At 34.2% G+C, this 23,144-nt stretch carries 14 protein-coding genes; 4 read left to right on the top strand and 10 right to left on the bottom strand.

Annotated elements, in window-relative coordinates; all coding sequences use genetic code 11:
• Nucleotides 1–10 precede the first annotated feature (10 nt).
• From M2372_RS01845 to M2372_RS01825, 5 genes are all read right to left on the bottom strand, one after another.
• Nucleotides 11–3,865, bottom strand: coding sequence for an AMP-binding protein (locus M2372_RS01845; protein ID WP_259080549.1), 3,855 nt, complete (start codon nt 3,863–3,865; stop codon nt 11–13).
• Nucleotides 3,866–3,918: 53 nt separating this feature from the next.
• Nucleotides 3,919–5,382: an NAD(P)/FAD-dependent oxidoreductase gene (locus tag M2372_RS01840; RefSeq protein ID WP_123318603.1), complete on the bottom strand. Its 1,464-nt coding sequence runs from the start codon at nt 5,380–5,382 to the stop codon at nt 3,919–3,921.
• A 3-nt stretch (nt 5,383–5,385) separates the two neighbouring features.
• Nucleotides 5,386–5,811: a hypothetical protein gene (locus M2372_RS01835; protein WP_123318604.1), complete on the bottom strand. Its 426-nt coding sequence runs from the start codon at nt 5,809–5,811 to the stop codon at nt 5,386–5,388.
• Between the two features lie 92 nt (nt 5,812–5,903).
• Nucleotides 5,904–7,181 carry a DUF4374 domain-containing protein gene (locus M2372_RS01830; protein ID WP_123318605.1) on the bottom strand — a complete coding sequence of 426 codons (1,278 nt, stop codon included), beginning with the start codon at nt 7,179–7,181 and terminating at the stop codon, nt 5,904–5,906.
• Nucleotides 7,182–7,206: 25 nt separating this feature from the next.
• A complete protein-coding gene (locus M2372_RS01825) occupies nt 7,207–9,597 on the bottom strand; it encodes a TonB-dependent receptor plug domain-containing protein (RefSeq protein WP_123318606.1) in 2,391 nt (796 codons plus the stop codon).
• 452 nt (nt 9,598–10,049) lie between these two features.
• On the opposite strand from M2372_RS01825, the gene M2372_RS01820 reads away from it, so the two are divergent.
• On the top strand, nt 10,050–11,690 hold the full coding sequence (locus M2372_RS01820; RefSeq protein ID WP_123318607.1) for an amidohydrolase family protein: 1,641 nt from the start codon (nt 10,050–10,052) through the stop codon (nt 11,688–11,690).
• A 90-nt stretch (nt 11,691–11,780) separates the two neighbouring features.
• On the opposite strand, the gene M2372_RS01815 is transcribed toward M2372_RS01820, so the two are convergent.
• Nucleotides 11,781–12,659 carry an IS982 family transposase gene (locus M2372_RS01815; protein ID WP_123318608.1) on the bottom strand — a complete coding sequence of 293 codons (879 nt, stop codon included), beginning with the start codon at nt 12,657–12,659 and terminating at the stop codon, nt 11,781–11,783.
• 668 nt (nt 12,660–13,327) lie between these two features.
• On the opposite strand from M2372_RS01815, the gene M2372_RS25580 reads away from it, so the two are divergent.
• From M2372_RS25580 to M2372_RS01805, 3 genes are read left to right on the top strand one after another with little or no spacing between them, the layout of a single operon-like run.
• The gene (locus M2372_RS25580) at nt 13,328–13,672 is read left to right on the top strand and encodes a recombinase family protein (RefSeq protein ID WP_123318610.1); all 345 of its coding nucleotides are present in this window, start codon (nt 13,328–13,330) and stop codon (nt 13,670–13,672) included.
• Complete coding sequence (locus M2372_RS01810; RefSeq protein WP_409013122.1) at nt 13,599–14,171, top strand: hypothetical protein; 573 nt, start codon at nt 13,599–13,601, stop codon at nt 14,169–14,171. Before M2372_RS25580 ends, M2372_RS01810 begins: the two co-directional genes overlap by 74 nt.
• Nucleotides 14,101–14,970 carry a zinc ribbon domain-containing protein gene (locus M2372_RS01805; protein WP_148060727.1) on the top strand — a complete coding sequence of 290 codons (870 nt, stop codon included), beginning with the start codon at nt 14,101–14,103 and terminating at the stop codon, nt 14,968–14,970. The genes M2372_RS01810 and M2372_RS01805 overlap by 71 nt, the downstream gene beginning before the upstream one ends.
• Before the next feature lie 227 nt (nt 14,971–15,197).
• Here the strand turns inward: M2372_RS01805 and M2372_RS01800 are convergent, their stop codons facing one another.
• The 4 genes from M2372_RS01800 to M2372_RS01785 form a co-directional block, all read right to left on the bottom strand.
• Nucleotides 15,198–16,319, bottom strand: a complete 1,122-nt coding sequence (locus M2372_RS01800) for an NAD(P)/FAD-dependent oxidoreductase (RefSeq protein ID WP_123318613.1) — start codon at nt 16,317–16,319, stop codon at nt 15,198–15,200.
• 2 nt (nt 16,320–16,321) lie between these two features.
• Nucleotides 16,322–19,444, bottom strand: coding sequence for a LodA/GoxA family CTQ-dependent oxidase (locus M2372_RS01795; RefSeq protein ID WP_123318614.1), 3,123 nt, complete (start codon nt 19,442–19,444; stop codon nt 16,322–16,324).
• A gap of 373 nt (nt 19,445–19,817) precedes the next feature.
• A complete protein-coding gene (locus M2372_RS01790) occupies nt 19,818–21,440 on the bottom strand; it encodes a hypothetical protein (protein ID WP_228455649.1) in 1,623 nt (540 codons plus the stop codon).
• 1,092 nt (nt 21,441–22,532) lie between these two features.
• Nucleotides 22,533–23,138: a response regulator transcription factor gene (locus M2372_RS01785; protein ID WP_123318616.1), complete on the bottom strand. Its 606-nt coding sequence runs from the start codon at nt 23,136–23,138 to the stop codon at nt 22,533–22,535.
• Between the last annotated feature and the right edge of the window lie 6 nt (nt 23,139–23,144).

The following is a 23,144-nucleotide window of genomic DNA, read 5'->3' as shown; positions in this document are numbered from 1 at the left end:
TTGTTTGAGATTAAGAGGTTAGATCGTCTTCTAATAATCCTTTCAGAAAATCATCGTCCAGTCCTTTGTCGTTTGTTGTTATGGATCCGGATGATTTGATTTCAAATTCACACAGGTAAGCGGCAAGTTCGTTGACTGTTGAATAACTCCAGATAATTGAGGGTTCTACATGAATAGTATATCTTACATTCATATCACTTATAAAGCGTATCGATAATGAGGAATCGAGCCCATATTCTGAAAAAGAAGTGAAAGGAGTAAACAAGCTGCGTTCAATTCCTGCTTCTTTTTCCAGCCAGTTATAAATCCATGTCTCTATTTGCGAAACATTTTTGTTATTTGAGGGTTGTTTAATGGATGATGAACTGTTGGTCTCTGCTGCTGTAGCCCTCAATATGACCTTTTCTGAAATATTTTGTTCCTCTGATCTTTTTGGTGTATTCTGAGTTTCTATTGCTTGCAGATCCCGGAAAGGAGAACGGGCTGATGCTTCAGGAAAAACAGGCTGTGTGTAAATGGCCTCGTGATCTTTCAGAATATGATTGAATTGTTTTTCAAAACGCTCTTTGGCAAGCAGCGTTGTATTGAATTCAAGAGTATCTGTAATAATCGTTGTGATTTTTTTCTCCAGCCAGTTTTTGGCCTGAGAGGAAATATCGTCCTGACACATCCATACAATCATCTGATAAGTGAGCACTTCTCCAAAAGCATATCGGGCAAATTTCCTGTGTTGTCCTTCGGAATTAGTAGCATGCTCTTCAAACTGCTTTTTGATATGCCGTATTTTTTCTGTTTGAAGGGTGGTGTTGATCGCTACATGCTGATGGGTTAAAAAGTTCAGGGTTTCCATAATGTTTTCATCGGTACGCCCTCCCAAATCAGCAATTAACGATTCTGATGGGCCTTCGAATATTCTCAATACTCTGGTATCACGGAAAAGCTGGGCAATGCCGTTATGTTCTGAATATCCTCTGGCTGCTGTAATCTGCATCAGAAAATCAACGCCTTTCCAGGTTTCTTCCGTGGAGAATATTTTTCCGGCACTTACCAGCATATCAGGAAGGAGAAGACTTTCATCTTTCCATTGCACGAGTTTTGACTGATAAGTTTCAACGATCTCTAATATCCAAAGAAGTTCATTGAGGTTTTTAAGAACAACAGGCTGATCGATGAGGTATCCTGAATTGATCTTTCTGTTTTCAGCCCATCGTTTAGATCGGGATAAGACGGTTTTCAGGATTCCTATACACATAGAATTGATTCCGATGCGTCCCATAGAGACTACTTCGTGCAGAACTTCAGCGCCTTTCCCAATCTCTCCCAGAATATGTGAGGCCTGAATTTGTACATTATTCATCGTAAAATGTCCTTGTACAGTGCCTCGCATTCCCATGGTCATGCATTCTTCAATATGATGTAACCCGGGAGTTCCTTGTGGGACTAAAAAGGCGGATTGTCCAAGATATTTACCATTTTCGTCCTGTGTATGGGCAATGACAGTCAGATAACTCGCCCATGAAGAAGAGCCGACCCAACATTTTTCACCATTTAAGATCCAGTGGCTGTTATGTTTCTGTGCGAAAGTTTTTCCTGCGTTAGGATTGCTTCCTGCACCGGGTTCGCTTAATGCAAAGCTGGCGGTTCCTTTACCTGCAGACAGATCTTTCACCACTTTTTCCCTGATTTCTTCTTTGGCAAATTTTGCGATAGGATGCAGTCCCAGTAAGTTGTGGAGGCTCACCAATAATCCCAATGTCAGATCAGCAGAAGAAATGATTTCTATTATAGTTCTTGCCTGGCTGAGACTACAGCCCAAGCCACCATTTTCCTGTGGAATCAGTAATCCCATTAATCCCATCCGGGAAAACTCAGTCATGATGTAGGGTGGAATTGAACGCCTTTCGTCAATGGTATAGCTGTCAACTCTGGTTTGAAGAAAATGCTGTAGTTCCTCAATGGTATTTTTGAAGGTATTTTCCTCAAGCGGAATGTGAACCGTATCTGCATTTTTTACAGGTACTGTGAAACCTAACTGAGAAGTGTGTAAAATGTTTTCCCACTCATTGCGTTCCGTAGTACGTTTAGCCAGTCGTCTCTGAATTTTACCACTGGTAGTTCGGGGAACATGCATGGGAGCAACAAAAATAATTTTTTCAATGGCTATTCCATGTTCTTGTAAAACAGCGTTGCGTATTGTCTTGGCATATTCATCAAATTTTGGAGATAAAACAGCACTTCGGGTTAATTCCTGTACAATATAACAGCATTCATTACCCTCTTTATTCATGGCAAAAGCAGCAGCTCCGTCAGTTCTCAGATCAGGATGTGAATAGCAGGAGGTACGCTCAATGTCCTGAGGATAATAATTTAAACCTCTGATGATAATGAGATCCTTAATTCTGCCCACAATATAAATTTGTCCGTCATCATCTTTGAAGGCAAGGTCTCCTGTTCTTAGATATACTGTATCATTGGAACGGGAGTGGAAATAGCTTTCGGATGTAGCTTGTCTGTTTTCGTAATATCCATCAGTCACGGAAGGTCCTGAATACCATAATTCACCAATTGAATAAGGTTCAAGGGCAGTAAGTTTTGAAATGGAGTCCGGTAATTCCTTTTCAAGGTCAGAAATGGCAATAATATCGATACCGTGGTTATCAATGACCTGTCCGTTTCCTACAAGATAAACGGAACTTTCATCTTCGGGGAAATCCCTGGCTGTTTCCAGAAAACCGCTTTCTTTGAGAATTACCTTGTTTTTCTTCAAGGCTTCTTTATCTACTTTCAGCCATTTTACTTTTTCACCTTCTTTGTTCAAAGCAACAGTTAAAGTAGCTTCTGCTAAGCCATATCCGGGAGAAATGACATGATCATTGGCTCCAAACAGCGAAATGGCATTTTGAAAATCACAGATGGTTTTAAAACGGATCGGTTCGGCTCCAGAAGCACACATTTTGAGATCCTCCAGTGAGATTTCGGCTTTTTTATTCGTTTGTTTAAGCTCGTGATGGAGCTGTACCAATTTATCAGCGACCAGCTGATACGCAAAGTTAGGACCTCCGGTATGCGTTCCTTTCCATTTGCTGAGCGCACAGACCCAATTGAGAGGCCTGCTCATAAAATCTTCAGGTTTCATCAGATAAAGACTGTTTCCATTATAAATTGTCTGTACAATAAACAGGATGAGTCCCATATCGTGATAGAAGGGAAGCCAGCTCACAAATACACTGTCTGGAGTGGCATTCATATTTTTTCTGGATTCTCTGGAATTTTTGATCAGAGAATTTTGGGTCACCACAACTCCTTTAGGATTTCCTGTGGAACCGGATGTATACTGTAAAAATGCAGTAGGATGAATATCTGGTTCATCTGTAAAGGCTGTTTCCAATTGATCTGAAACCAAAATTTCTACTTCGGTTACCGGTATTTTGCTTAATAGTTTAGATTTACTTAAAGACTGAATCAACCTTGAAGCATTTTTTTTAGCTGTAATGATCGTTTCAGGAAAACATTCTCCGGCAATATTCTCCCATTTGTCCAAAGATTTTGAACGTCCCGGAATATTAAGCGGAACAGGAATCGCTCCGATCCATTGACAGGCTAAAAATGCAATGACAAATTCGATCCCCTGATTAAAAATAAGCAGGCAGCGATCTCCTTTTTTTATGTTTTTATGTTTTAAAATCTGTGCATATCCCTTTACCTGAAATAAGAGTTCCGGATAGGTAAACGGGTTTTCCTGAAGATCAATATCCACATCGCAGAATGCTGTTTTATGTGGGTATTGTGCAGTTCTTTTGATCAGAAAATCAATCAGACAATGATCATCTTTTGCAGACGGCTGATGGTCTGCTGTATGGGGCATAACTTGAACATGACTTTTTTCCATGTTAGTTGTATTGGTTTAGTGGTGGTTATTTATTGACAAAAAGTATAAGCAGACTGATCTACTTTTTTTGTCAGTTTTTGATATTCTTTCGCTTTGCCGGGCCAATTGTTGAGAATAATATCTCCGTCTTTGTACCAGCTGTTCTTAGCCTGAGTCCAGGCCTTTTTCTTCATTCTTTCGTTGACCTGACGGGTAAACTTCTTCTGGAAATCAGGTTTCACATCCATGTACTTCAGTCTGTTATTCGAAATAAGAGTGATACATTCAGTGATGTAATGAGCCTGATTTTCTACCATGAGCAGGACAGAACTATGTGCAAGATTCGTGTTGGGGCCGAACATCATAAAGAAATTCGGGAAACCTGCCGTTGTAATTCCAAGATAGGTTTCTATGGACTGTTCCCAGGCGTTGCGTATAGAAAGTCCATTTAATCCTTGTATATTCAATCCTTTCAAAAAAGGGTTGCTTTCGAATCCTGTCGCGTAAATAATGACATCCAAAGGAATTTGATCTCCGGGCTTGGTAACAATACCATCCTCAGTTATATGTGAGATTCCATCCACATTGACCTGTACATTTTCTTTTGCCAGAGCAGGATAATATTCGTCTGATAAAAGGACACGGACCGCTCCCATTGGATAATCCGGGATCAGCTTTTTCAGAAGTTCCGGATCTTTGACAGACTTTTTGAGGTGGCTCAAGCTGACACCCTGCCAAAGCTTTTTCCAGAATTTGTTCTGGCCCATCAAATGATAAAACACTCCATTGAATGTATTATTTGAATGACGTGACCAATTGAGGATGAAAGGGTATTTTTGATGCCAACGTCTGTCCTTGTCGTTGTACAGCGAGTTTTTCTTGGGCAATAACCATTTTGCACTTCGTTGGAAGACCGTCAGAGACTCTACATCAGAAACAATCTTCGGAATAAACTGAATGGCGCTGGCTGCATTTCCTATAACTCCTAAACGTTTTCCTTTCAAATCAATCTCATGGTTCCATTGTGCGGAATGCCAGGTATTTCCTTTGAAAGTTTCTTTTCCCTTAAAATCGGGGATTTTCGGGTGATGCAGCTGGCCTATGGCCATAATAAGCGACTTTGCAGTATAGGCATCACCTTCTTTTGTCTTCACTTCCCAGCAGCCTTCATTTTCCATAAACGATGAAGACGAAAATTCTTTTTCATAAAGAATATGTTCTTGTAAATCGTTTTTTTCTGCATTGAATCTTAGGTACTCAAGAATTTGTGGCTGGTCTGACCATTTTTTCTCCCAACCCGGGAAGGGTTCAAAAGAATAGCTGTACAATGCTGAAGGTACATCACACTGGGCACCCGGATAGGTATTGTCTCTCCAGGTTCCTCCCAGGTCTTTTGCTTTTTCCAGGATAAGAAAAGAATGGATCCCTCGTTTTTTTAAGCTGATCGCCATTGAAATTCCTGAAAATCCTGATCCTACAATGATGGCTTCATACACTTTTTGATTGGTGGCCATGGGTTACTTTGTTTTTGGAGTGACAACAAGCTGTTTCAAACGATCTTTTTCATAAAATACCAGGACAAAATTCATAATAGATACAATCATTCCCGAAGCAAAAAATACAGGGTGAGCAGGCGGCATATCATGAATAATGTGAATTAAAAAGATATTGACCGCAAAAGGAAGATAGAATAGTAAACCAATCCACCAGTATCTTTTGGTTAATAAAAGTATTCCTGCAAATAATTGGGCTAAACGGACGAAAGGACCTAAGTAACTCATCATAATAGCATCATGCAATTGGCGGAAGGTCTTTCCAAACAGTAAAATTCCTTCGCTTTGCGGATTATAACCTTCTGTAAACATGGCATAGGTTCCTATTGCACCGAAAAGTAACAACACAACGGCAAAAACATACCTGAGTATGGTCATGGATTTTCTCATAATATTTGATTTTTTAGTGTAAGTTTTAAAATGACGAATAACAACGGATGAGCATCTGAAGAACTTTCAGACGCTCATTCCGTTACAATGTTCTAGTTCAGTTTTAGAATATGAGACATCCCTGTTGTAGTGACCGTTTTGGTTTTACTTAGATTGCTTAAATTGATTTTATTGATGTAGTTGCTTGTTTTATTGGCAAATGGAACATAAGCGAATCCGTTTGCGAAATAACATCTTGCTACTTTTCCTCCGATGGTATAATCATCATCTACTTTTGTGGCTGTTTTCGCATTTAAATCAAAGCTCCACCAACGGAAAATAACATCTGTATTATATGAATACGGATTGCCCGGATCCAGTTTTGAAGGATCGAGTACGGTAGCCAGGAATTTACCGTTTCCGTAATATTCGAAGTTGGTCACAGGATTTCCGTTTCCTTGTGAGGCGGCTTCCAGGTTAAAATAATAGTCTTTATCGAATTCTGTAGCTCCGTTTTTGATTCTTAGCATACAGGCAGGTTTGCCAATCACGTTTCTGGCTCCGCCAAATACATTGTGACACAATACATAGATATCTCCGGTTTCCGTTTTATTCATGTAGTAAACCCCACCGCCGGTATTCCAGGCTCCTGTAAAGGATCCTCTTGTATCGGTGATAATTTTTACGAGTGCATTAGAATTATCACTGGATGAATTATTGACTTTGGTAAGATCGATAACAAGAATGTCACAGGTTGTCGTAGCTGGAGTGAACGTGTTAAAATCGTTCATGTAATACAATGCTGCGTACATATAATTTCCATTGATGATAATCTCGGTAACCCCATCTGCCTGAATTTTGGCTCCGGCAGTAGGGAAGTTGGTTACCTGTCCGACTCTTGACATGGAGGTCCAGTCAATGACCCCGGTTTTGGTCATCGTTGTTGGATTAAAGATCACAATTTTCCCTGATCCTCCTATATAAGCTGTGTTTTCATCTTTAAAGGCAATATTTCCCTGGAATCCCAGTTCAGGAACTGCAATAGATCCTTTTTTCTCGCCGGCATTTCCGTTGGATAAAGTCCATCTTGTGATCGATTTGTTTTGATAATCATTTACATACACAGCCTTTTTAAACTCATAGACTCCTCCGGAATGGGAAGCAGAAATTTCGTATGCCTTAGAATTGTCTAATGTTCCAGCAAAATCCGGAGATTCCAATTTCTGCATATAGGCAGAAAAAGACATTCCATTGGAATTTTGTGGTCTTGTAATCAGGGCGAAATTGGCTGTTCCGCTATCCGCTGTTGGATTTCCGGGTTCATCATCTTTGCTGTTGCAGGATAAGATGCTCAGCAGCATAAAACTTAAAGCAGTTAATTTGTTCTTCATTGTTTTGATTTTTTATGATTTTTGTTTAGTTAAATTGATACGTAATCTTGGCGTAAATACTCCGTCCCGGTTTTTGAACAGAGAAGTTATCATATACCTTGGCGTTGGTAAGGTTTTTACCGTCAACTGCAAAACTCCATTTCTCATTTTTAGAATGCACGGACACCGAAATATCACTGACAAACTGTGATGGAATAGTAGTTTTGGAAGATTTTACCCCATTGATAGCCCAGGTAAGGAAATATTCATGAACATAAGATCCGGTGTATAATACTCTGAAATAATAGTTTTTTTTATTCCCGGGATCCAGTGTGTACGAGATTTGGGTATTTCCGAACAGGTAAGGAGTATTGGGAATTCTGGCGCCAATATATTTGTCATTAAAAATTCCGGAATCATCTACTCCTCGTAATCGGGTATCCAGATAGGTGGCATTAAGGTTAACGTTAAGCTTGTTGTTAATCTTGTATTCCATGAACCATTCTGCACCAAGGGTAGAAGTTTTTAATAAATTGGTGTAAGCAGCAAGGGCATTGGAAAAAGAGGTAAGGAGAATACGGTCTTTTGTATTTCTGTAAAAACCACCGATTCCGGTAAATATTTTTCCTTCTAAAGTTTTATACTGTATCTTAAAGTTGATGTTATGACTTTTGGCAGATTTCAGGTTAGGATTGGGACTGGTTGTAATATAATCCCCAAAAATTTCCCTGCTGTCAGGCTGGCGAACGGTATATTCATAACCGGGCAATATGGAAATTTGCGGTGTTGCCATCCATTTAAAAACCTGACCAAAACCAATATCAGAAGAGGAAGACGAATTGAGTTTATCAAATTCATTATTAATCTTAAAATTAATGCCTCGTACTTGGTTGTAGTAATGTTTGAAAGAAGTATTGGAAATCAAGTGACCATTTAAAAATTTCGATTCAAGAGAAGTACCGAAAAAGTTATTGAATAATGTTTGAGGTGTTTTAAAAGGATCTTCTTTGTAAGTAGCTGTACCGGCTTTATCTTCTCCGGTTAATTCCATTCTTGTGGTTAGGAGATTAACGTTCAGTTTGTAATGGTCTCCTAATCTGAAAAAAGCATTTTCTCTTGCATACAGCACATTCTGATTGATTTTTGGAGTACGTCCCTGGCTGTATAAACCGCTTTCTCCCTTAGTTGTTCCCTGGGCAAAATTGCCGTCCCAGAAATAAATTCGTGATGAAATATCCTCAAAATAGGTCTGTTCAAAATTGTATCCGGCAGTCACATCAATTTGCCATTTATTTTTTTGTGCACTTGATTTTTTCCAGTTCAAAGCGGCTCCGCCAGTATATTCTCTGGAAAAAGGTTCTCCCCAGGGCTGTAGAGCGGTAACTCCATGCTGCCATTCTTTATACGTGTGGGTGAAAGTAGAAATGAATTTCAGGTGATCTGCCCAGCTTAGGTCTTTAACACCTACCTGTAGTTTGGCTAACGCAAAATCATATTGATCATTAAACCTTCTGGCACGCCCTTTTTTCGTGTTGTATAAATCGTCAACCACAATATCCACATCATCCATCCAGTAGTCATTGTCTGAATGACGGTACACCGCATCGAAGCCTGCATAGAATTTTTTGTTTTTGAAAGGATGCCCGGAGGTGTTGAGGGTGGCTTCGTGAGAATTCCATGAACCATAACTGTATCCTGCCCCCAGAAAATCTTTTTCTCCTTGTTTGGTCACGATATTGATGACTCCTCCTAAAGCATCAGACCCAAACTGTACAGGAATCAGCCCTTTGTATATTTCAACACGATCAATGATGTTGGCGGTGAGATTCTGCAGTTCAAAGCCACGCCCCAGAATATAAACAGGAATTTCATCTACAAAAACCCGAACATCTTTTCCATCAATACCGTTAAGAATCACATTCACGGCGCTGCCCATTCCGCCTTGCTGCTGTATTCGCAATCCGGAAGCAAGGTTTAAGGCTTCTACAACTGTTTTTGAGGAGGTTTTAAATTCTCTGAAATCAATAACTTCAGGGGTATACAGCGACTCACGGATTCTTTGTGATGCTGAAAGTTTTGTTCCTTCCACAATCACTTCTTCAAGTTCATAAGCAGATTTCAAAAGAGTAACATCCAATGTTTCCCGCTCTTCACTGATCTGAATTTTGAAGTCTTTTTTCCTAAATAACGAATTTTCTACAGAAACCATATATGTACCTGGTTTTTCATAAATTGTTACTTGTCCATTCCTGTCTGTTGTCTGTTGAGTAATAACTCCATTTCCTTCAACAGTGATTTTTGCGTTGAAAATAGCTTCCTTATTTTCATTTTTTATATTGATAATTGTTTGAGCATTAGTGTATTTAATTGAAAATGCAGTTAAGAAAATAGCTGCCGTAAACTTGGAGTAATTTAAACGCTCAAAAATTGGTATCATGTGTTATTTATAATTAGTCCAAATATAAATAAATAATTTACAAATGATTTAAAAATAAAACATGATTTATGTCGTGGATAGTATTTTCTAGGTTTTATGGGTTAAATTCGATAAGGAATAGAGGTTTTCTATTCTGTAAACCAGTGGTTTGTTTTTTAATGGATGAATAAAAAGGGTAATTATATATTGGGATGTACTGAATCAAAAAATGCAATATTATTCGTTTTATAATCGATCTTGTTTATTTTATAAAAGGAGGTAGAATGGTATTTTTATAAAATATGGTCTGGTGCATTCTAGTATATCGTTACTTTCTGTAATTTATATTTGAATTGTTTTATACTAAATTGAATGGAGTTTGTTTGAGGTATTTGGGATCTTACTGTTATTGATTTCCATAGTATTATAAATTTTTTATAAATTTATAATACTAACCTTGAAAACTTAAAATCATGAAAATTAGTTCTACAAAACCGATCTGCCTGATTGGTAGAGTTTATGATTCAGTAACTGATCAATGTGAAGTGAAGAGTTTATTTATTGATGATGGAAAAATTGTGAAAATCATTGAAGGGAAATCAAATACTGATCTGTTGTCAGACAGTTTTATCATTGAGCTTAGTGATAATGAAATTATTTTCCCTGCTTTTATAAATCTTCATACCCATATTGGCTATAATGTATTGCCGATATGGAATTCTCCTCATATATGGTATAATAGACATCAATGGAGAAATTCTCCACAGTATATTGCAGAAATCAAAGAATTTACAAACTATATAAAAAAAGGATGGGCTTCCAACCCGGTACTTTTAGAAAGCTTTATTGCAGACTATATTGATCCCTCAAAACTAAATTCATTATTATACGATGAAAGTAATAGTACTTATCGTGAGTTTTATATGTTTCGGGCGATAACTGAGGTTGAAAGAATCCATGCTATCCTTTCTGAAATTCAGGCTGTATGCGGTGGAACCGGACTTTTGCTTCAAACGCTAAGTCTGGATGATGAGGAGTCTGATATGAAACATTTTCTTATCCGGAATACCGGTAATTCCGAAGATATGGGAATCGATAAATCGCTAAAGGTATTTCCTGTGGTTGATTTCTACAGCCCCGAAATCAGGCCCGATGGAACACCTGTCGCAGATACTTCAAAATGGTCACCTGTAAAACAAAAGAATCTTGATTACTATATAAATTCCGTTAATCAAAAAAATGCTAATTATTATTCTACCATTGCCCATATTGGAGAAGGCAAAACGGGTAATTTATATAAAGCGACAAAAGACAAATATTCTGAGAATGAATGCAAGCAGCTATTTGAAGAATTAAAACAAAAAGTAAATGCTCAGGATTTAAAAGATTCTAATCTGATTTTAGTTCACGCCAATGGCATTGATTATTCAGATCATGATACAATTCATTTTTTAAAGGATCATAATATTAGTATCGTTTGGTCACCAGTATCCAATCTATTGCTCTATAATGATACTTTGCCGATTAAAAAGCTTTTAGATGAAAATATTAATGTTTGTTTAGGGACTGACTGGACTCCCAGTGGAAGTAAGCATATATTGGATGAGATGAAATTTGCGAGATATTATTGTAATCATTTCAATATTGAATGTTCAGATACACAGATATTTGATATGGCTACAGTAAATGCCGCAAAGGCATTGGGAAATCTAAATTATTCTGTGATTAAGGAAGGTGCATTTGCTGATCTATTTGTTTATAAAGCTGGTAGTTCTGATCATGTACTGGAGGATATGTTGAAAAATGAAGATGAGAAGATAAAGTTTTCTATGATCAATGGTCGGATTATTTATGGGGATATTTCTGTCTTTGATCATATAAAGGTTGATTATCAGAAGTTTCCAGATAATGAAGGACAATACTCAAAGAATAAGGGGGTCAGTATTAATTCCAACCTAAATTTCAATCTTGAAAATTCGATAAAGAAAATGGATAGTCTGATTGAAACATATTCAAGAGATACCTTGAAAAAACAACTTTTTAGGACTAAGTTTTTATCTGCCGATGATCAAATATATAATCATCGGATATCAAAACTTAAACAAGATTTGTAATATTGGACTCTTCGTTACAATCCCGAAAGGAATAGTACTGGAAAATACTTTGATAGTATACTCTTTTGTATTTTATACCCGTTGTGCATTTTAAATTATATTTGATTTTAAATTGTTGATGTTTCTGTTTAAGTAATTTTTATTGATGAACTGAACTGTTGTCAAAGCTGTAATTTTTGCTAATATCCTTGTTTTAAATCCATCAAAGGTTTTCGCATAATTTCGTCTAATCATGAATTGATCGCATAGCTGTGAAAATAAGGTTTCAATCCTTTTTCTGTGCTTTTTAAATAAGTAAAATTGAGGTTTATAATTTTTTTGATTAATTCTTTTAGGAGTTTCTAACCTAATATTAACATAATTAAACAAATCGATCTGTACCTCTGATGAAAGATATCCCTTATCTCCAAGCAAAATACAATCAGAGAACTGCTCTTTAATGTCTTTTAAAAAATGAATATCATGAATGGATGCAGGACTTAAATCTATACTTTGAAAGATACCACTCACAGAGCAAACTGCATGCAGTTTGTAACCGTAGAAAGACATTTGCTGTGATGCACAAAAACCTCTGTTGGGATAGCAATTTTGTTGTTCTTTATATATTCTAGAACGTAGACTTCTTGAGATTTTACAAATTTCCAAAGGCATACTGTCTACAATAAAATAATCTTCAAACTCATTAAAACTTTGAGCCATTTTTAAGCGGATCTCATTAATCTTAAATGATAGTTTTCGCTTCCTTCGATTGTAAACACTACGTTCTATTTTATTGCTCAAAAAAACGGGAAGCTGACGAAATAAATGATTTTCACTATCAATTCCCATATATTCAGCTGTCAAAGCTAAACTTACAAGCTCTAAATCTTTCATTCGGGGAGAACGCCTTTGATAAGATAAAAGTTTATCCGTTGAAATTTTTCTTAGAACTTCCAAGATTCTTTCGTAATTTGCAGTTAAGCTGTTCATTGTAAATGTTTTGTGGTAAAAACAATTTACTGATTATCAATCAAATGAACAGCTTTTTATTTTGAAGTCATAATGCACAACGGGTAAAAAAATATAATTTTTAATAGTCTTGCTAATTTAGAATATTAATGAAGTTGTATAAGTTCCTAAAAATGTTTTGTTTTGAAAATGTAATTTCAGTCACTTTTATTGTATAGGATGATCCTCCATCCATACTCATTTATTCATCTACAAATTTTATAGTTTAAATAGGAAACTATAGGCAAAATTATTCACCAGAGTCTTATTACTTATCCATTTTATCGCTTAGTATATAATTTCGTCATCTATTTAAGTTTAAAATTTGTAGATGATGGTGCATAAAAAAACAAGGCTTTTTAAAGATCAAAAAAGGAAATACTCAGAAAATTTTGACCTTGAATCTATTGTGAAATTTGAAGAATTTCCACTAGAACAATCTGCCAAAATATTAACTGATTATGGTCTTAATCTTACATCTAGAGAAGTTGAGGACCTAATGCAGTTCCTGAATACACTCGCAAAAATAACTTTGAAAGAAGTTTTTCAACTAAATAGCTTTTTGTACTTTATTTTCTTTAAATGTTCTAATAACCAGATGTTTAATAGCTGGCAATACTGATTTTTTCCAATTTTAAATATACTTTATAATGAGTATAGCTGATTTATATATACGAGTTTCTACAGATGAACAGGCCGATAAAGGTTATTCTCAAAGAGATCAAGGAGAGAGGCTTCGCAACCATTGTATACGCTCAGGAATAATGATTGACAAAATTATTTTTGAAGATCATTCTGCAAAAACATTCGATCGTCCAGGGTGGCGAAAATACATACTGGAATTTAATCGTAGAAAAGCTGAAAAAGAAGGACGATTACTATTATTTACAAAATGGGATAGATTTAGCAGAAATACAAGCGATGCCTATCAAAATGATCAGCTATCTCAAAAAGAAAAATATTACACCCCAAGCAATAGAACAATTTGGATCTAAGTATTCCGAAAATAAAGTTCTCTTAGCAATATATCTATCCACACCTGAAGTTGAAAACGATCGAAGAGCCTTAAATGTAACAAATGGAATGAGAAGAGCTATAAAGGAAGGTAGGATGATGGGAATTGCTCCTTATGGCTATATTAATAAATGCACAGAAGATGGAAGGAAATATGTCGCCATAAAAGAGCCAGAAGCTTCTAATATAATATGGGCATTTAAACAAGTGGCCAAAGGGCATTTACCTATAGCTACAGTGCGTGTTGAAATGAACAAACGTGATGGGAGGGATATTTCTTTAAATGCTTTTATGGAAGTCTTAAAGAATGTAGCTTATTGTGGGAAATTATTATTACGTGCTAATGGAAAAGAAGAGGAGAAAATAGTGGAGGGAAAACACGACCCCGTTAATATCAGAAGAGCTCTTTATGAAGGTTCAAAATGTTTTATGGCGAAAAGGGACCAAAGATCTGAGGTTGCCAGGAGGAAAAGCGATTAATGATGAAAGATACCCTTTACGAGGAATTTTACTCTGTCCTAAATGTGGAAACAATCTTACTGCAAGCGGCTCAAAAGGAAGAAAAAAGCATTACTACTATTGTCATTGCAGTTCTGCCTGTGGATTTAGACATAATTCTGATTTAGTTAATGAATTATTTGAACGTGAACTTTCAAAATATGAGTTTCAGCTTAGTATTAGAAAAATTTTAAATACGATAATTCTACATAATTTCAAAAATGTTTCATCAACGGTAAAAGATGAAAGATCCGCTATTACAAATAGAATCAACGCTCTCGATGAAAGAATCTCAAAGGCAAGAGATATGTTTTTATCTGATAAAATCGACGAAGATGATTTTAGAGATATTAAGAATAGATACAAAGGAGAGTTGGGTGAATTAAAAGAAAAGCTAAGTTTGATAAAGAAAAGTCCAGAGAGTGAAATTGAAACAAAACTTTCTTTGGCATTAGATGCTGTAACAAATGTATCAGATCGTTATAGAAATGCCAATTTGATTGATAAACGTGCTATTGTTGGTTCGATATTTCCTGAAAAGTTAACTTTTGACGGAACTAGTTTTCGAACCGCTAAAATGAATAGTTTTGCTAAAAGTATTTTCTTGATTAAGAAGGAATTAGGTAGAGAAAAAAATGGGGATCAAAATTTAAAAAATCTTAATCCCCGTCTTGTGACCAAGACGAGCGTATCTTCAAACGCTTTTATAGATGATTTAATCCGTTTAAGCCAAATTAAAAAGGATTTAGCAATTCCTAATTTAGAATTTAATTTTTTTTAGTTGTGATTTTTTTTCAAGATGATTTTAAATATTTGAAAACAATCAAAATTGGAATCGTTTGAATTCATTTTACTTCGATTGGTTTCTCTCTTTTATGAAGATTTTAAGAACAATATTTAATTTGAATGTAATGAGTAGAATTTATATAAAGATGAAACCTGATACATTCAAGTATACTGTTGCTTTAATTTCAAGTAAATCTCATAACTTAATTTTATCAATAATGCTTATTTAGGATAATGACGTCTATTCCAAAATAATTGGTTTGGCCATCTTTTTTCCATCTTGTAATAGATGTAATGGTGATATTCATAACGAGACCAAATATTTTCTGCAATACGATTGTATTCTGTTATAAATGCATTTTTAATGTTTTCTGATAAGGTATGAACTACATTTGATTTAATGATCAATTTAGAGTATTGAGCAGCCATTGCTAAAGCATTAAACATTCCTTGAGAGGATAATGGATCAAAGGTTAAACAAGCATCTCCAAGTGCTATCCAATTTGATTGTATTGGAAATTTAAGATAAGAAGAATGTGATGCTTTTGTGCCTAAAAATTCATAATCTAATATTTCTTCTTTAATTTCTAAAATTTTAATTAAATCTTTTTCAGCTAAAAAATAATTTTTAAAAAAATCTCCATCTTTTGTCAACTTTTTATCGCATAAATCGGAATCTGTAAAGAAACTAATCAAGTGTTTATTATTAGGTAGTTTGGTAATATACCACCATCCATTTTCCACAGTATAGATTGTAGAAAGTTCTTTTAAAGTTGGAATGGATATACTTCCATGAATCCCTATAAGCTGATCTTTTTTGAGGCACTTAATGTTCATTTTTTGAGCCATCAAACTTCTACGTCCTGAAGCATCTATGATAAATTTGGCTTTATAGTTATTTTCAAAACCCGCCTTTGTTTTTGTAATCAAAGCCCATTGTTGAGACTCTTCTAAAACACTAACAATATTTTCTCTAATGATTTTAATCCCTCGCTCACTTGTTATTTTTTGTAATTCATTTACAAAATTACTCTTATGGATAGACCAGCCGTGACCTTCAGGATTCTGTATGCTATCTTGTATGATAGGATGAGGAGTTCCCCAGTATGATTGCATACCAATTGTAGGTTTTCCAACCAACGGATCTTGCATTATTGCATCAATATCAATACCTAATTCACTAAAAATACGTGTACTGGATGCCACTAAAGTTTCCCCATGTAAAACATTTGTGTTTTCTGGTTTTTCAATGATTAAAATTTTGTAATATGAATGGAGGTGCATAGCAGCGATACACCCTGCTATACCTCCTCCAATAATTATAATGTCGAAACAGTTATTCATGATTAAGAATTAAAACGTCTTCTAAATCTTTCATTAATAGTTACTATTTTTTGATTTGGTTTAACATATTCTATTTGTAAATTTTCATTCATTTCTTGAACTTTCGACAGTAGATTTTCTAATGCTTCTGAGTTATTTAATATATGCTCCGCTTCTTTTTTTACTTCTTCGTCAATTTGTAATCTAGAAGAATTTAATACATTATCTGATATTATTTCAATTACCTTATCTTTTGCGACATTGTCTATTAGCTGCTTTTGTCTGGTTTCTTTTAAAATGATATTAATAATTTTAGTGTATGAGCTTGTTAAGGCAACTTGCACAGTATTCGGAACTTTAGTATTCTCATTATTCGTAATTGTTTCATCTAATTTTATAGGTAGCACTGTGCCTACAGAATCAAAATGAGTAATCATTTTATTAATAATCTCTTGATATGGGGAATAAATAGTGGGGTTACCAGGTAAATCTTCCAACCACTCAAAACGTTGATTTAATATTTCTAATTGCTCTTGGGGATTTCCTTGTTTTTCTTGTAAAGCTTTGAATTGCTTGTAAGTAATAATTTCATTAGGCACTCGTGCTGGCCAAAATGTTGGAATATAGGGGTCATATGAATTGTCGTATCCGTCTTTACAAGAGGCGGTATCTGTTTGCCAAGGAATAGCCATCCAACGTGTTATACCGCCTGCAACTTGAAATTCGAAAGGGTTAATTATTTTATTAAGTAACGTTTGATCTATAAAAGGACCGTAATCAAGGTTGTCTTTAATAAGATTATCTCTATCAAATTTAAGTCTAAAAGGAGAATCATACATAGAAGATATTCTTACCGGCCATGTCATTTCACAACCTGGATGAAAAGCATCTGCCAGACAAAAATCTAAAGAAGCTCTTGTAAGTAAGTCAGCTTGTTCTTCTACAGGATATTCATCTAAAGGTTTAGGATTCATATAATTGGTTTTATATTTATCCCAATCATCAATAAAATTCCCATCTACCCATTGCTGTAACATTTTGATTTGCAAATCTGTAAGTGTACTATGCTGCCTCGGGCTTCCGTTTCCTACTATTTCTATAGCATCTCCATATAACCAAGGCCATAAAGCCGGAGATTGAGAACCTGGGAGATCAAACTGTCTGAACTGATTAAACATTTGTCTTCTGAATTCTAAGTTATTCATAGTTCCATCTCTTAATTTTTCAATCCATATATTTTCATTGAAATTATAAGCTCCACTGAAGCCAAAAGTGGTTAAAAAACCTTTGTTTACCCATTGTAGTTCTGTCATTCTCTTAAAGATGGGAAATATATCATAAGAGAATGAAGGGCTAATGGGAGCAGGCAATTTAAGTTCTCTTACGGATAGATCTCTCATTAAATCCCACATTGTTCTTACCGATTGTTGCATAGGAGCATAATCTGGAGGTGCACAAATGACCCAGGCAGGTTTTACATTAATTTCCTTATTATTGAATTTTACAATGGCTGTTACCGGTCCATCAGAAGTGTCATCATACCAATCATCATTATTGGCAAAATCTAAGGCAATTTCATTTTTATAACTTTTGGATATCCCTTTACCTCCAAGTACATGTAATCTTCTAGAATTTGGTGAATTCTTATCGAAAAACATTTCTCCAAGATAAACTTCTGTGTTTCCTAAAAAATTTCCTGAAAATTTCCCTGATTGGTTGATCGATTTGCTATTGATACTTTTTACACCTCCATCAATAACGAGGCTCATACGATCTGGGATCTCTGAATTTCTTTTAAATGAATATTTGTATTCATCTTCATTTGCTTCCGGAATATCTAATGCAAGATTAAATTGATACCAAGCTGCTTTTTGGTTGGCTAAATGGCACGACCAATCAATTTCAACATTGTCTTTAATATCAGGATGAGTAAGTTCCTTTACAACTTCTCCTTTAATATTCAGACCATATATTCTAAATTCTGCTGCTTGTCTTTTAATTTTGCCTTCTCTATCCCTATAAAAAGAAAGATCATTTGACATTATGGGTTCTGGAACTTGTGGCCCTATATAGTACTCATCACTATTTCCTACACGCATAATGCCTATTGAAGGATATATTGCTGCACTCACAATTTCGTGGTCAACTATTTTTTCATCTTTATTTTGTGCATGAAAAGGGCAAATTTGTCCTTGAGGTTCTCTGAACTCTAAAGCATTAGCGCTGTATCTCGTTTCTGCACCATATTTGTAAACATCTTTTCTTGCTTCAGCAATACTACCCAGAGGTTGATTTAATGAATTGATACGCCAGCAATTAAAATTAATATGATCACCAAGTTCTTTCACTCCAATCAGATTCAAATCTTGTTTGGGAAGGTTTAATTTACCAATTTCAATAAAACTTTCATCCCATTTTAATTGTAGATTATCTGCTATTTTTTCATCAAGCTCCTTGATTTGTCCTTCAAGAATAAATTGGTAAGAATCATTAGATAATTTTTGCTGTAAATCTTTAGCGAGATAATCTTTCTGCTTCATGATGACAGGGAAATTTTCTTTAACTACGGGTTTAAGCCGTAGTTTTATCATATATTTTTCGCCTAATCGGAATGGTATGATAGGGTAATATGCAGTGGTTAAACAACTGTCTTCGTATTTTTCCATTTGGTCTAAAATACGTTTCAATTCTTTGTTTTCTCTATAATATTCATTTAATTGGTTGATATCACCAGAAGTGGAAATTTGAGTGAATTCAACCATTTGTTGTGCATTTTGAGCAAAAAACACATCAATATTTTGAAATATAAAATCTGTATTTGGTCCATTAAGCCCTTCAGCATTATTCGGTAAATCAAAAATCTTTAAACCCAAACCAATGGTAGACTTTACATCTGTTCTTTTAGGATCTGTATCACTTGAAAAACGCATTACACACTTGAAATTATCTTTAATTCCAAAAAAACCAAGATCACCTGCTAATTTTTCAATCGGTAAGTCATTGGTTAAGCTTAATTCACCATGTACTATACCATGTTGTTTCCTGAATACGGCTCTAGGTGCTGGATTTGCACCATTTTCTATCATAACCTTTTGGTAAGTGTCAATAAATTGAGCCTTAAGGTCATTAATGTACTTTTTTTCCATTTTAATAAGTTTTAATTAATTATTTTTTATAGTGATTGGATTGTAAATAATTTCAAGATTGATTAACCCTGCACCAACGGTAATACTTTTTCCTCTTTTATTGTTTGTGTAGGATTTTAATCCCGAAATATCAGTAACGTATTTATCATCTTGTATGCAGTATGATTTGTGGTTATGACTACCAGCTCTTATGATAAAGCCTTTATCTGTACTTTATTATTTAAAATATGATAATACTTCTTCCGAAGCTTTACAGAATAAAATAGTTTTTGGTTTGGAGCCAAAAAGAGTGTTGTATATATGTGGGGTATTGATGATTTCTAGTTTGAAAAAATCTCCTGCTGTTTCAAATAACAACAGGAGACTTATTTTTTTATTTAAAAGTTGCTTCTAATTTTTGTTCGTTTTGTGTTTTGATAAATTCATTAAAAGATGTTATATTGTTGATATTTAACAGTATATTATTTTTTGATTTATCTTTTTTTCTATAGGCTTCGGCAAAATAAGCTCCATATATATGACTAACATTTAGTAAGGTTTTGTATTGAATATCTTTTTTAGGATCTAATGAAAAATTTGTTATTCCGTGACAAGAGAAGCAGGTGGTATTTTGATGATACGTTTCCATTGTAATATTTGTCGCATTTGGACTTCCTGCCAATTTTAAATTTCCCTTATTAAATTGTTGATAAACATCTATATTTCTAGGCTCTTTGCTATTAAGCATTGCTAGCCAGATATTACCGTTATAATATTGCTTAATTTCACTTTTTGTAAGTGCTTTTTTATTTAATTCATTAGCAAGATCAGCATGTCTTTTATATTCAGAATTGTTTGGATGATCATACTTTTTTTGTGATATACCCAATGGATATTTGCGATAGGCCTTATCAGCTATTTTACCTTTTTTAGTTAAGGTATCAAACTTAATAGCATTCAGGGAGTCTTTTGCAACAAGTTCACCTTTTTTAAAGAATAAAAAATCGGTTTCTGTGTTAGCAATTGGCTGACTGTTACTTGTGTTTGGTTTGAATCCATGTCTTTGTTTTGAATTCAAATCAGTTAAATTATTTAGATTATCCGGTGCTAAATCCTGACCTTCAAAAGTTGCCCAAAGCATTTCTGGGAATCCTTGTACTTTGCCAACGATATGTAAACCAATAAGAGCAACAGCGGGTATGTTTTGATAGTTTAGAGGATTATTAATTATTAGATTAACATTAGTATAATCATTTTTTCTGGTGAAATAATCTATTTTGTTTAAATAATCTTTTTTTATTTGTGGTACATTATGTACAATCAAGTAATTTTTCTGCTTATCCTTGGGAATCGCATTAAGATCTACCCAGGCAGCCTTTAGTTCTAATGAAGAATTGTTATAGACCTCTGTTGAATCACTTATATTTTTAATCCCTTTTTTTACTTTTTCTATAGCAGAATCTGTCGCTTTAACCATCTGATCATGCATAATTTTATTCATATGTATCGAATAAAAAACAGTATACTCTTCAGAAATTCCAGCAAAGTCTGTATTTGATTTTAATATAGGATGGTCACTGCCTGCCTGATGAAATGCAAATAATTTTAAAGGTGATTTATTCTCATGATGTACAGGTTCTCCGTATTCAGTAATTTGAAAAATATTTTTTGAATCATCCAAGAACAATGGCAAGCCATCTAGAGTTTTTTGATTTTTTGAATCTTTAATATTCTGTGTTAAATGCAAATACTTTTGCCAAGACCAGGTGTGAAATGCTCTTGCAGAATCTTCTTTGGTTACAACTAGAGTATCATTTTTCCATAGATTATCGTCATCCGTATCTGTGATGAATGATTTGTTGTAGTTGGAAAAATACTTTTTCTCAAAATGGTCTAGAGATTCCTTATCATTTTTATTCATCTCTATAGATTCTATAGATTTTTTACAAGAAATAAGGCTGAAAATAGTACCTGTCGTTATGCTCAAAAGCATCAATTTTTTGAATTTGAATTTCATGGTATTAGTTTTTTTGAGTTGATTATATTTTTAAAATTGCAATAACATTCTTTAGGTATACTAGGTGATTATTAAAAAAAATATTACATTGTTTTACAAATTCAATTTTATACCATATAGCTTTTTATGTTTGTCATAAAGACAATATTAATATTATTTTTTTAAAAATAATTCAGTAGTAATACTTAATTTTAAAGTAATGTATTATGGAATGGTTACTAAATTTTCGGGTGGTATTTAATTGAATTTCTTATCTTGTAATTTCATGAATTTCAACTAAGTTGTAGGAAATTATTGTATCCAAAATTTCTGTTAAGGAACTAAATTGAGTGCTTTTCAAGTGATGCAATTTTATAAAGAATAAAACAATATAGGCTTGGTCTATTAATGAATATAGGATCCAGAATATGTAGCTCGTGTCAGTAGACAAAAAATAGCACTACCGCAATTGCAATGGTGTTATTTTTATTAAGATATTTCTACATTTTTTAAGTGAATTTTGAACTGAATCTAATGAAAATGAATTTATAACGATTATGTTTTAGTGTCAGATCTTAAACCCTCAAAGAAGCTACTGGTTGATACTCTAAAAATAAAAAAATGGCGCCAACTGTTTTTAGTTGGCGCCTTTTGGCTTTTGGTGACCTCGACAAGCGTATCTTCAAACACTTTTATCGATGATTTGGTTCGTTTGAGCCAGATTAAGCACGAGTTATAAAAACTCATTTTTATCAAATAATTTCTTTTAAGCTAAATAATATAAGCTTTATTGTAGTTTAAATTCAAAAATAAAAGCAGGTAAACTTACTAACGTTAACCTTTAGTTGATCTTGTTTGTTTTGCATAAAAAAGATTCTCTTTTTATAATTTGTCATTGTTCTTTAAATTCTTGAATTATTGAACTTTTTTAAAAACAATAAGCACCATTTTTTATAAAGAAAAACTTAAAAACCTTAAACTAGCAGCTTTTATTTATAAATCATCAAATCTAGAACATTCAAAATATTTTAACATTTTCTAAAAAACAGCTACAATCTTTCTGTTGATGTTTTGATTATTTCATCCTGAAAAATTTATTTTAAATATGTATTTCTAATGCAGCTTTTCATATACTTTTATCAAATCAGAAATATTGTCAATGTTAAGTTTTTCAAAAATTCTTTTTTTGTGCGTACTTACTGTTGAGGATTGAAGTTTAAGTTGATTCATAATTTCAAGATTACCGTAGCCTTCTGCCATGAGTTTAAATATCTGAACCTCTCTTTTTGACAATTTTTCGATAAGATTGGGGTTTTCAGCTAGTTTTTTTACAATCTCTGAAGGATAAAAATATCCAAATTCAAAAATATGCTTTATGGAATTAATGATGTTTTTTTCTGAGGAGCTTTTGTTAAGATAGCCATCTGCACCGTTCGAAATATATTGCATGGCAATATCCTGATCATAAGCGGTGTAAACCATAATTTTGATGTCTTTTTGAATTTCTTTTATCTCGGTAATCATCATTCTTTTGATGCTTCCGGGCATATTAATGTCCAGCAAAACCAAATCATATTCATTTTTATGAAGTTGATTGATGAGATGAGTATAATTGGAGGCCTGATCTATCGTCAACTCCTTATAATTCGACTGCAGAATTAGTTTTGTACCCGTTCTTACGATGGGGTGATCATCGGCAATTATTATTTTTTTAACCATTAGAAT

The sequence above is a fragment of the Chryseobacterium sp. BIGb0232 genome, assembly GCF_024810195.1.
Lineage (GTDB): Bacteria > Bacteroidota > Bacteroidia > Flavobacteriales > Weeksellaceae > Chryseobacterium > Chryseobacterium pennae.
The sequence above is the reverse complement of the archived record's forward strand: the minus strand, read 5'-3'. Positions and strand labels throughout refer to the sequence as shown.